The organism is Rhodopirellula sp. P2, assembly GCF_028768465.1.
Lineage (GTDB): Bacteria > Planctomycetota > Planctomycetia > Pirellulales > Pirellulaceae > Rhodopirellula.
The window spans coordinates 1,928,358-1,940,501 of record NZ_CP118225.1; the positions used below are offsets into that span (position 1 = coordinate 1,928,358).

9 protein-coding genes are annotated in these 12,144 nt (G+C 56.5%); 3 read left to right on the forward strand and 6 right to left on the reverse strand.

Annotated elements, in window-relative coordinates; genetic code table 11:
- Positions 1–19 precede the first annotated feature (19 nt).
- On the reverse strand, positions 20–1,906 hold the full coding sequence (locus PSR62_RS06790; protein WP_274407044.1) for a thioredoxin family protein: 1,887 nt from the start codon (positions 1,904–1,906) through the stop codon (positions 20–22).
- Positions 1,907–2,721: 815 nt separating this feature from the next.
- On the opposite strand from PSR62_RS06790, the gene PSR62_RS06795 reads away from it, so the two are divergent.
- Both PSR62_RS06795 and PSR62_RS25655 read left to right on the forward strand, forming a co-directional pair.
- Positions 2,722–3,399: a hypothetical protein gene (locus tag PSR62_RS06795; RefSeq protein WP_274407046.1), complete on the forward strand. Its 678-nt coding sequence runs from the start codon at positions 2,722–2,724 to the stop codon at positions 3,397–3,399.
- 150 nt (positions 3,400–3,549) lie between these two features.
- On the forward strand, positions 3,550–4,056 hold the full coding sequence (locus tag PSR62_RS25655) for a BON domain-containing protein (RefSeq protein ID WP_443217368.1): 507 nt from the start codon (positions 3,550–3,552) through the stop codon (positions 4,054–4,056).
- On the opposite strand, the gene PSR62_RS06800 is transcribed toward PSR62_RS25655, so the two are convergent.
- Both PSR62_RS06800 and PSR62_RS06805 read right to left on the reverse strand, forming a co-directional pair.
- The gene (locus PSR62_RS06800) at positions 4,039–4,911 is read right to left on the reverse strand and encodes an IS3 family transposase (RefSeq protein WP_274403428.1); all 873 of its coding nucleotides are present in this window, start codon (positions 4,909–4,911) and stop codon (positions 4,039–4,041) included. The two genes, PSR62_RS25655 and PSR62_RS06800, sit on opposite strands and share 18 nt — an antisense overlap.
- On the reverse strand, positions 4,908–5,207 hold the full coding sequence (locus PSR62_RS06805; protein ID WP_274403427.1) for a transposase: 300 nt from the start codon (positions 5,205–5,207) through the stop codon (positions 4,908–4,910). The genes PSR62_RS06800 and PSR62_RS06805 overlap by 4 nt, the downstream gene beginning before the upstream one ends.
- A 414-nt stretch (positions 5,208–5,621) precedes the next feature.
- Between PSR62_RS06805 and PSR62_RS06810 the strand changes: the two genes are divergently transcribed.
- Positions 5,622–7,577 (forward strand): sulfatase-like hydrolase/transferase, encoded by a 1,956-nt coding sequence (locus tag PSR62_RS06810; RefSeq protein WP_274407047.1) that lies wholly within the window; start codon positions 5,622–5,624, stop codon positions 7,575–7,577.
- Positions 7,578–7,703: 126 nt separating this feature from the next.
- On the opposite strand, the gene PSR62_RS06815 is transcribed toward PSR62_RS06810, so the two are convergent.
- The 3 genes from PSR62_RS06815 to PSR62_RS06825 all read right to left on the reverse strand — a co-directional run bounded on the left by PSR62_RS06815 (position 7,704) and on the right by PSR62_RS06825 (position 12,041).
- A complete protein-coding gene (locus PSR62_RS06815; RefSeq protein WP_274407048.1) occupies positions 7,704–8,900 on the reverse strand; it encodes a glycosyltransferase in 1,197 nt (398 codons plus the stop codon).
- Positions 8,897–11,281: an O-linked N-acetylglucosamine transferase, SPINDLY family protein gene (locus PSR62_RS06820; protein WP_274407049.1), complete on the reverse strand. Its 2,385-nt coding sequence runs from the start codon at positions 11,279–11,281 to the stop codon at positions 8,897–8,899. The genes PSR62_RS06815 and PSR62_RS06820 overlap by 4 nt, the downstream gene beginning before the upstream one ends.
- A 97-nt stretch (positions 11,282–11,378) precedes the next feature.
- Complete coding sequence (locus PSR62_RS06825; RefSeq protein ID WP_274407050.1) at positions 11,379–12,041, reverse strand: ankyrin repeat domain-containing protein; 663 nt, start codon at positions 12,039–12,041, stop codon at positions 11,379–11,381.
- Positions 12,042–12,144: the final 103 nt, after the last annotated feature.

Below are 12,144 nucleotides of genomic sequence, written 5' to 3' on the forward strand. Positions count from 1 at the left end.
AGTGGAGGCCCCCTGACGCTTATTGTCGATCGGCGATGTGTTTCTTTTGGTGCCGAATCAATTCGTTCAGTTCACCCATCGTCTCGCAGGTGCATTGGAAATGACAGATCAACATTTCGTCGGTTGAATCGGCGCCCCACGAAACCGGCTTGGGTGGCGAGTTCGGGTTCAGCGGGTTGTTGGCTGAATTGTCATACCAAGCATCCACGTGAAGGATCGTTCCCTTTTTCAATCGCACGGGTTCGGCAAACGAGTACTTGCCTTGCCAATTGAAATCCCAGTCTTTGATCCACAACAACGGCTTGGTCTCGCCATCAGGGGATTTCGACCAAACTTTCATCTCGCGGCCAAAGAGATGCATGTGTGGCACCGTGTCCAGCAACACGGTGTCAACGGGCAGCGTGTATGTCGCACGTTGCAAGTGATGGTCCGCACCCGGTGGGATGCGGATTCGCTTGTTGCCCACCTGTATTTCGGCGACCATTTTTCTGGCCGACGGCGGCGCAAAGTACAGGCCGATCTTCGATCGATCTTGATGCGGTTTGCCGGTCGTGACGTAGTGGATCTCCGCCACGATGTCGCTGCCCTTTGGAACCAAACGTCCCATTCCTTCGGGCAATGGTCGCGGGCTCATTCCCGGGAACCAACTGCTCAGCGTTCCTTCGGGTTCAAAGCGTGGTCCACCAAAACTGGAGTAGCCCGGCGCCGGATCCGATTGGTCCAGTCGCCGCCCCTTTCGTTGGGTGTCCAGAAAGAAACTGGCGTGATGAACGGATTGAGGTGTCCCCGGATGAAAGTCGATCGCGTTGACCAAACGGTGTTCCTTCAAGCCAGTTGGGATGACGAAGTACTGCCGAATGTCGGGACCGCTGGAGGGGACTGAGAACGTCTCGCTCATTTCCAAAACCATATCCGGTTCACCCAGTGGCCAGCCATTCGATGGTGGCATGGGGGCCGGAAGATCCTTCGGGTCACCGGCCGGTTTGCCGTCGCGAACCCAAACGTTCAACAATGACATTTCGTGGTTGGTCAATCGCAGCTCATCTTGGAAACGCGTGAACCCGGCGGCCGGCTTCCATGGCGGCATGAAACGCGAATGCGTCACCTCCAGAATTTGGTTGGCATGGCCACTGACGTCGTCGTACGTCAACAACGAAAACGGAGCCGACCCGTTGGTGCAATGACACCCCACGCAGTTTGCTTGAATCACCGGTGCGACATCGCGAGTGTAGGTCACCGCGCCTTCGATTGCTTTGTTCGGTGGATCCTCTAACAAACAACCGATGGGTTTGGTCTGCGGCACATCCACCCGACGTCGAGCGATGACTGCGCGGATTGCATCTCGCAAATAAGACTTGGCGGCGTGATCTTTCTTGCGACCAACTTGGACATGCCGATCGTCAATCGCACCGTTGTAAAGCACCTCGCCGGTCGGGCGAAGCAACATCGCTTGGGGCGTATGGGTCGGCGAGAGAGCCAATCGCAATTCGCCTGAACCGTCAAAGAGCACCGGAAACTGAACTCGATAATCGACGCTGTGCTTCTTCGCGTCCGATCGTGTCACGGACGGATCGGAAATCACACCGACCAACTCGATCCCTTGGGTGCCGTATTCCGATGCGTAGCCATTGAGCAACGGCAGATAACCGTTGCTGATCGGACAATGCGTGGACAAGAAGACGACCGCGACGGCCTTGGTTTCGTTGGACTGCCCCAGTCGAATCAACCGACCATTCAGGTCGAGACCTTTCAGCCCATCAGCATTCGCGGTGTCTTGAGCAAACGCTCGATGGGAAGCGAAAAGCATGCAAACCAAGAGCATGCAAACCATGTTCGTGAACATCAAACCAATGCGTCGACCGCGAAACGAACCTTTCGCGGCCCCTTGGCTTTGATCGGGAACCATGCACCCACTTCATGTTGGCGACAACGTGACACGCCGAACGGCATGCAAGACAAGGCTGTGCAGTGTACAGGACTGACGCGGGCGAATGGGAAACATCCGTTGTGGACGCGGTGATTATCCAAGCGTTCTGGACGTTGATCCTGTGTTGCAAAGGCCGCGTGAGACCCTTGCTTTCCTCCGAGAACAGGACGAGCAGGATGGTGCCATCCAACATCAGGGAGTGAATTCCGGCCATGCGAACAGCCTTGTCACGACGAGGATCAACAGGTTTCCACGCTCAGGTTCTTTGACCCCCATCGGGATCAGGTTTGTCAGGTTGTCTGTGTTTTGGAGTCGCGCATCGCAACCTCGGATCGTGTGCCTCCATTCAATCCGCGACCCCGGAGCCATCCGCCCCGGACGGGGCCGACATTGGTAGCTCGGGTGGAAACCCAAAGACCACTGGTGCCGATATCGCCGGAGACGATCCCGGGTGCAGCCAGCGTCATGGGGAACCCAGCGTCATGGGGAACCCAGGGTTGGGTGTTCGATCAACACGCTGCTTGGGAATGTGTGCGGTTTTGGCAACGGCCAGCGGATGTGCAGTGAGCAAAAACGGGTCGTTTCGAACAAAACCTTGCCACTGTCTTTCAGTTGGAGAGCTGTTTCGGCAATGGTACGTCATGTGCACTGGATAAGCGTGTTGTCCAGGCTTGGAAAGCTGATTGCTACATCCAGAGTGTCTGGCGACTTCGGCTAACGGTTCGTCCGGACCATCTTCCGGTGATGCGTTACTGATCCCATTTGCACTGCGTCACTCGCAGAGGAGTCCTCCCATGTTCTTGCAAAGCCTTCGACAGGGTTTGTTCGCGTCCGTTTTCATCCTTTACGCCTCGGGGGCAACGGTTGCCATGGCTCAACATCACGGTGGCGGTGGTGGCCACGGCGGCGGAGGCCACGGCGGTGGTGGCCACGGCGGAGGAGCCCCGGGCGGTGGTGGGGGGCACATGGGTGGTGGTCACGTCAGCGGTGATCACGTTCGTGGCGGCGGCGTTCACGGGGGCGGCGTTTCACACAGCGGTCATTCCGGATACTCGGGCCGTCACTACTCCAACTTTGGATCCTCTTACGGGTACTCTCGCCCCGGTTTGAGTTTGTCGATCGGTGGTGGCTATCCCTCTGGATACGGCTACGGTGGTTATGGAATGGGATACAGTGGGCTTGGTCACAGCAGCCTGGGCTACAGCGGTTTAGGCTACGGTTACCGCTATCCAAGTGCTTCCAGTTACTCGTCTGGCTACCGTGGCTATTCGAGTTACCCGCCGACAACGTACGTGGTTCCATCCACAACTTATGTGGCTCCTTTGAGAGCGGACTATCAAGCTGGCTATGGAGGCAGTTTCGTACCAGCGACGGCGAATGCACCGATTGATCCAGCGACTGCAGACTTGCGTCCAGGAATGGTGCTGCCCGATGGTTCTACCGTCATCTCCGTTGATCCGGTTGCAAAGTAGACCGAGGTCTCCAGATTTTGAATCCGTTCCCGCTCCCATTGGAGCTCTCTTCTTCTCATTCGTCCGCACGTGCAACGTGTGCCTTGCCAAGTGCCCACTTCGCTGCGTGCTCGCCAGCGTTTCGCACGCGGACGAGAGGGAGAACAGCAAATGGGTGATGCGAAGGGATCGACAATCACTTTGTCAGGCGAAGTCGAAAACGTTTGCCAGCGTGCCCGTGCTGAAAAGGTGGTGAGTCGAGTGCGTGGCGTCACAAAACTGGACAACAAGATTCAGATTGAGACAAAGACCAAGCCAACCGACGATGCAATGGCAAGGACAATCGGCGACCGCTGGAAGCGAAACAGGATCACCCTTTCTCAACGACTGATTCATAGCGTTGGAAAGGGAGTCGCCGAGCTGTTGATTTTATCCAACATCAGGGAGCGAACTCCCGCCATGCGAACAACAGCGTCGCGACACGACCAGGATCAACAGGTTTCCACGCTCAGGTTCTTTGGCCCCATCGGGGGCAGGTTTGTGAGTTTGCCTCGGCTCCGGGGGACGCTGCGCGACCCCCGGTTACCGTCTTTCACCGCTTCGCGGTGGATGTCATGCGCTGAGGTGGCCTGGATTTTGGGGGCCACGCGTCCTCTTATTTTAGCAGGGGACGGTTGATTCGAATCGGGTCGGCGAGAGATAGCCGAGCGATGAATGAAGTCGCGATGTGTTGTAGTAGGCAATGAACTCAGTCAGTTCACTCAACGCCTCGCGATAGTTTTCATACTCGGTCATTTGCAGCTCTGTCTTGATCGTTCCAAAGCAAGATTCCATAAACGCGTTGTCATAGCAGTCGCCAGCTCGGCTCATGCTTTGACGCATCGAACTTCGTTGGATGATTGCACGATATTTCTTGCTTGCGTACTGACCGCCTCGATCGGTGTGGTGGATGAGATCTCTTGAAGGCTGTCGACTTCGAATCGCCTTTTGAAGCGTCTTGATCACGAGGCTCTCGGTCATATCCATTTCCAAAGACCAGCCGATGATCCGTCTGGAAAAGCGATCCATGAGGGTCGCCATGTAAGCGAATCCGGTTCGTACGATCGGGATGTAGGTGATGTCGCCTACCCACAAACGATTGACACTCGTTGGCTCAGGCCGCTCAAGCAACAAGTTCTCATTGTAGCCCAGCGTGTGCCGACTTTCGGTCGTTCGCGGCTTGAACGATTTCGGCTGCAACGCCGATAGCCCCGCAATTTGCAGTAGTTTGGCGACCCTTTCACGTCCGATTGCAACTCCTTGTAGCTTCAGGTCTGCAGCGATCCGTCGGGCACCGTAGCGTCTGCGGTGTCGATGAAACGTGGTGATCACCATTGGCAAGACATCCATGTCGCTCTGTTCTCTTTGGCTTGGAGGTTCGCTTTGAAATCGTTGAAACGCGGATCGCGAGAAACCGAGAATCTCGCCGACTTCTCGTTGCGATGCAGTGCCATCGCGAATGATGCTTGCCGCTGCTGAGTAGAGCTGGCTCACTCGTTTCGGCCGAAAATGATCAAAGCTTTTTTTAAAACGTCGCGTTCACGCTCGACTCGTCGCAGCTCTGCCTCGAGTTCGACGACGCGGCTATCGAGCACCTCGCCAACCGGCCCGGCCGACTCAACTTGTTGCTTCTTCCAGCGGTAAAGCAGGTTCGTTCCGGAGATCCCCAGTCGCTCAACGATCGATGTCGCCGAGTGACCATCGAGCAGCATGGCAACTGCATCACGTTTGAATTCGTCGGTGTAAGTACGTCGTTCAGGATTAGCTGAAGGCTTGGTCTTTCGTGGCATCTGAGGTTCCTTGAGTTCCTTTCATTTTAAGGACACGCGTGGCCCCCAAAATCCAGGCCACCTCACGCGGACCCCGAACAAGTCGTGGAGGGTAGCCGTGGGGCTCGGAACGCACTCACTTTGCGCTGTATTGTCCGCGACGGCCCCGTCCGGGGCGACACGGTGATGTTCGCTCACGTTCTCGGGGCTTGCACCCCGAGCTAACGATGACGGCCCCGTCCGGGGCGGATTTGCATGATTGGCGTGCTCACGGTTGTCGTCGTCACAGCCCTCGGATGGCGTGGCCCCGGCAGCGTTTTCTTCGGAGGTTGATCTGGTGCGATTCGAACGCTTCATCTCGCTCGCTTGAAGGTGCTGCGGTAGCTAGGATGCAGTGACTCGCAGTCCCAACCTCAGAGATAGAGAGCCAACTCCATGTGGCAGGTAGCCAATCGACGATTCCAAGACGCACGTGTGCCGATGATGGTCGCACTCTTGTTGCCGGCAATGTCCTTGTTGCAGACGGTTGAAGCTGGCGACCGCCCCAACATTCTTTGGCTCTCCGCAGAAGACATCAGTCCGCACATCGGTTGCTATGGTGATCCGCACGCCATCACGCCACGCATCGATCAACTCGCCAGCGAAGGCATTCGATACTCCAACGCGTTCACCACGGCCGGCGTTTGTGCTCCGTGCCGCAGCGGGATCATTACCGGGATGTACCAAACAACTCTTGGGACGCAGCACATGCGTTGCCAAGCGAAACTTCCAAAGAGCATTCGGCCGTTCTCTACGTCTTTGCGTGAATCGGGATACTTCTGCACCAACAATTCCAAGCAGGATTATCAGTTCGAGACTCCGAAAGGTTCTTGGGACCGATCGTCCAGCAAGGCTCACTGGCGGGATCGTCCGGACCAAGACACGCCATTCTTCGCTGTCTTCAACTTCACGGGCTGCCACGAATCCGGTATCGAGAATGAAGCCAAATACAAGTCCGTCACCCAAGGCCTCTCCGAACGTGAACGGCAAGACGCTTCCAAGCTCTCGACGTTCCCGCCGTACTATCCGGACACGCCGGCCGCACGTGAAGATTGGAAACGCAACTATGAACTGATCACGGCGCTCGATCATTGGGTGGGCGGGTTGCTTGACCAACTCAATGCCGACGGATTGGACGAAGACACCATCGTGTTCTTCTGGTCTGACCATGGCGTTGGGCTCCCGCGAGCGAAGCGTTGGCTCTACGACTCGGGAACGCACATCCCGTTGGTCATCCGCATTCCCGCCAAGTTCCGTTCCAGCGATAACGTCGCCGGGGTCGTCGATGACCGCTTGGTGAGCTCGATCGACTTTGGTCCCACCGTCTTGAATTTGGCGGGGTTGGATGTTCCAGAGCCCATGCAGGGCAAGCCTTTTCTGAGCAGTCCCTTGAGCAAGTTAGAGGCCGTCGACCAGGACTACGTCTACGGTGCTCGGGATCGCATGGACGAACGTTACGACATCATTCGGATGGTGCGTGATCAACGATACAAGTACATCCGCAACTACGAACCATTGAAGCCTTACTTTCAGTACATGAACACGCCCGAAAAGGGACAGACGATGCGGTCGATTCGCCAAGCGGAACAGGCCGGAACGTTGCCAGAGGCAGCCATGCCCTTCTTCCGCGGAACGAAACCCATCGAAGAACTTTACGACCTCGAGAATGATCCCCATGAGATCCACAATCTCGCGTCGTCTTCTGACCACACGGAGGTGCTCCATCGCATGCGTGCGGCGCACGAGCAGTGGGTGACCCGCACCAAGGACCTGGGGCTCATCCCAGAGCCGATTCTCGCCGAACGCGCCAGCCAACTGGGGAGTCAGTACGCCGTCCTGAGACAATCGGACGACAGCGAGCTCGCAAATCGCGTCGCCGCATCGGCCCTCGCCGCCTCCGAGGGCCCCGGAGCACTGCCTGAAATGCGATCCGCACTCGACGACAACGATTCGGCGGTGCGTTATTGGGGCGCGACAGGGATCGGCAACGTTTTCGCTCGCGGCGAGATCGACCAACTCCCGTATTTGATGGATCTGCAAGAACGACTTGCCGACGAATCCGTGACGGTACGAGTCGCAGCGGCCCGGGCGCTTTGCCATTCCGGTGATCCCGATGCCACTGGCAAGGCCCTTTCAGTGCTGGCGGAGACATTGGCGGACGGTGCCCAGTGGGAGCGACTGCAAGCCGCCATCGTGCTGGATGAGATTGATGAGAAAGCGTTGCCGGTCATCGATTCGATGCGAGCAGCACTCGAGCCAAGGCAAGAGTTCTACGCCGATGGCAAGTACACCGTCCGCGTGATCAATCACGCTCTCAACGAACTGAACGGCACCCACCACACGGTCAAATAGCGGGAGCGATCGCAGGGCAGGGCAGGGCAGGGCAGGGCGGGACGAACAACGGTCTCGGGGCTTCCACCCCGAGCTATCAACGCGGACTCCTCCGGAGCCATTCGTGCACGTTGAGCCGGCACACTCTCAACACTTGGCAAGCGTCAATCGATTTGGCGCTGCATTCAGAAAAAGTTGGCGTTGAGACGTCGAGAAGTGGCGTGCGTTTTCGGTAAAGGCATTTGATCCGAAAGCTTCGTCAAGCCGCTGCAAGAAGTTTTTGGGCCGATGAAGATTCACCCGCAGCCCCAACCCCGCAGTTTCGATTGCGTCGGCTGTCAGACGCTGTTCCAGAAACAATGGGCAAGTGATCACAGCCATCCCCGATAGAAGTGCCAAGGCGGACGTGCCATGATTTCCATTGTTGATGAGGTGGCGTTGGTTTTGGGCGGCTTTTTCGATCGGGACGAACCGGTCCTGAACCCGAACCCACGCAGGATCGCAAGTTCGTAACAGGCTTGCGTCGACGCCATCAGGCACTAAATCAACGCGAACGCCACACTGGCGGAGCGCCGAGAAAAACAGCTCCCATGCCGGAAAAGGTTTGAGGTACGCAATTGCTGTCGCCCAGCGATCGCTTCGATTCATCGCGGACGATGCCGCTGGCCACACACCACAGTACCGAGCGTTGGGGCGAACGGGCGCGTAGGGGTCGAGCAACGCAACCGTGGCGATTCGGTCCTCTTCACAACCGTTGATGATCTCATGCCAACGATCAGGAGGGTTCAGGTCATTGGTTTGGCAGCCTGTTCGAATCCTTTCTCGCAGGCTTTCCCAGGCTGACTGGTTCGTCGTTGTGTGAGAGTCAGACGAGACATCCGACAAGGCGGGGATGGAAGCAGGGATTTCTGTTCGGGGAGCACATGTGTAACCGGTGCCAATTCGAAGGGTTGGAATGCCAAGCGTCCAGGCAACGAGCCCGGCAGTCACACCGAAGTCTTGCACCACCAGCTCCGGCCGGAGTTCGTGCATGCGATCCCGCCACCATCGAATCTGCTGGTTCGTTGCCGTCTGATCAAAGAAACCTAAGTTCCAAGCAATTTGCGACAGGCAATTTGGCAGTCGAAGTTGATCGCGTGGGCATCGCGGCCAGGCAGGTGACTCGATGACTGAAATGTTCGCATGATTCAATTGATAAGTCGAAAGCAGGTTCCGAGTCCGCTTCGAATCACGAACGATCAACGTCAATTGATGGCCATCCTGGATCGCTTGACGGGCCAACGGGCTGAATCGCATGATGTGCCCGGAGCCTGATCCCCACTCCCAGGCGAAGGCAATTCTCATGGGACGCTCTCGCCAGGGCACCAGCTCCGATAGATTGTTTCTAGTTCGCGAGTCAACGCGGTCGGGTCCCTCAGTGGACTCGCAAGATAGCATTCGTAGACGGTCTGGCGAAGATCGGACAGGGCCTGCCGGTTGTGCATCAGTTCGACCGCGATCTCCGCGTATTCGTTGCTGGATTCGGCCACCAGTTCGTACAGTCCCATCCGCATCATCATCGCGGAGGTGGCGCGGTGAGCGTAATACTCGCCACACTTCGATAGGATTGGAGTTCCCACCGAAAGGCATTCCAGGGATGTCATCGTGCCTTGATATGGAAATGAATCTAAGGCCAGGTCAACAGATCTCATGGACCGAAGGTGATCCACCATCGACTCGGCCCGGGTTCGATATTCGATTCGATGTGGCAAGACACCCTGCTCAGCAAACAAGCGGCGGAAGCGATCCGCAACGAATGGCACACCGTATCGATCCCCGTATTTCATCAGCAAAATCGCATCCGGAACACGACGGAGTATCTCGGCGACCGTTTCGATCATGGACGGGGATAATTTCGCAACGTTGTTGAATATCCCCAGTCGAGGCGGCTGTTCGGACCTCGATGCCCGATCAGGCGATTCCGTCATCAGTTCTTCCGCTATTTCTGGTGGCGTCCAAGCCAAGTGAGAGTTTGGCAAGTGAACCAACCGCTCCACATACAGCCGATCGGTTCGCCCCGGCGGGTCAGCCAAACGATCGGTCAGCCGATAGTCCATTGTCTGAATCGCGGAGGTGTTGGGGTAACCCAAGTATGACGCTTGAACTGGGGCCGCTCGGCGACCGAGCATCCGCAATCGGTTGCCGCCTCCCGTGTATCCACCCAGGTCAATCAGTACATCGATCTGATCTTCACGGATCTGCGAAAGCAATCGACCGTCGGACCAGCCATGCGAATGGAGGAACTTGTCGGAAGCTTCCATCACGTCCTTGGTGATTGCATCGTGCTTCGAGCCATCGTGGTAAACGTGAACGCGAAAGGCTGGGCGGTCGTGCGACCACAGAATCGGTTTTATCAACTTGCCAACGGGATGCGTGTAGAAATCGGCTCCCAAGTAACCAATCGAAATTGGTTCGCCGGCTTTGCGAGGCCGGACATGAATCGTTTGAGGACGCTCGGTCAGTCGCATGCCAATTCGAAAGTGTTCGTTGCTGATTTCAGCTGGCGTCCAGCGATCGGAGTAATTCAGATAAAGCAACAAGTTGGCTGCTGCGCCCGTTTGATTGACATTCACATCGATCAATTGTTGAGCGAACGAAATCGCTTCTTCCACCGCCCCCGTGCCGGCGGATAGCAAGGCCAATTGGAATAAGTTTTCAGTGTGTTGTGGTTCGCGGGCAGCGATCATTCGCCGCAACGGGATCGATTCATATTTTCGTCCCGCGCGGTCTAGCAACAGGCAAGCAAGATGCAAGGCGGTGTTGCGTTCCGGGTGAGTGTTTGTCATGTCCGACAAGCCCGCCGCCAGCAAACCATCGGCAGCTTCGCCGGGGCACCCAATCCAGTCCAAAGCGTTAGCAAGCGAGATCCACGCCGCCAGGTCATCGGGGGTTTGCTGACAAGCGATCCGGCAACGCATGACACGTTCATCGTCGTCCTGTTCTTCAGTCGGCGTCGTCGCGTAGGGATTTTGCAAGGCCACTGAAACGGGACGCATCGGTTCCGGTAACGGGTAGCCAAGCAGACTCAAGGTTGCCAGGAAGTCTTCGTTCTCGCCCAATGATGACCAAACGACTGAGGAAACGGGCGGACGTGGTTTCCGTTGCAGATCTCGACGGCGAATCGACTCCGTCTCGCCCGTGACTTGATCGTGGTCGGCAAAGTTCAGCTTCCACATCGGGTCATACGAAACGTTCAAGGCATCGCAGATCTCATGCAAGGCCGTTTCAGGAGAAGCAAAGAAGTCTTCGGCACGAAACCAGGGCATTTGCTGGACCGATTCGGCGAAGGCCCGAGTGCCCTTCCAAAACAGATTGTCATTCCAGGTGTCTGCCAATGCCCCCAGTCGTTTGCTATGCAGGTACTGATCCAACGGGTGGCACACCGTCGCGCAACGTAGTGGATTCTGGTTGCAACCCATCGTTTCGTTGCAGTCCCACACCGATGTTTCACGGGGCGATTGAAACGGGAAGCCGATCCAATCCAGATGCGACCAATCTCGAACCACCAGCGACCTTCCTCGTGAAGCAAGCCAACAATCCAGTTCGTCGAGTTGCTTGGTAAGGTTGTTGATCTGGCTTAGATCAAGTGGCGTCTGAGCCCGGTTGGGCGTCCAGCCAAACCAATCAACGGCTTGCCGGCGCGGATCAAATCGCTTTATCCCATCGGGATGTATCTCGCTGAGCATTGCGACGCCATCCATGCACCCCAAGCAGCGAGCAATCAGGGTGTCGTGTGACCCAGTCAGATGATGCAGTAAACGCAACACGTGCTCTCAACCAACCTTAAAACGGAGGAAGGCGTCGCGACCATCGCTCCCAATCGGCCTCAGCATCCTCTTGACTCATTCCGAGGTCTTCAAGTCGTTTCATTAAACTGTCAAACGCTGCCTTCTGTGTTGCTGGCATGTATTCCCGACGCTCAGCTGCCCGAACCATCGAGTGCATAGGGCCAATCGACTTCTTCTCCCGTATTCTTGGATCTGCGTCCAGGTCCAACAGAACGTGTGCCACTTCGTATTGACCGTAAGCGCTGATTGCATGGGTCAACGGTGACGACCCCATGGTATCGACTGCATCGATGTCGGCTCCATGTTCGGCCAGCGTAAGCAATCGAGACTTCACGTTCCCTCCGCCGAACAAAATCAATTCGTGGATGACCGGATCTCCCCAACGGTCCGTGATGTTTGCATCACCACCATTGGACATCACCAAATTGAATTGTTTTTGAAATTCGCTTTTGGCGCTGAGCCAGGTGACGGATTCGCCTTGCTCAAAAGCTGACGGGATTCCCAGATCTCCAGTGAGCTTGACGTTTGGATCGGCACCGGCCACAAGCAGCATCTCAAACCGCTCGGGTTCGTTGTCAAAGTACGCCCACAGCAGTGGGGTGGCATTGTCGCGCCCCTTTGCGTTCACATCGGTACCGATGTCAATCAAACGCTGCATCTCGGCTGTATCATTCTTCTCGATGGCCTCGCATAGCTTGATTACTTCAGGATCGTCAAAGAAATCCTTTGCGTTCAAGCCGAACTTCTCGTGGAAGGTGCGT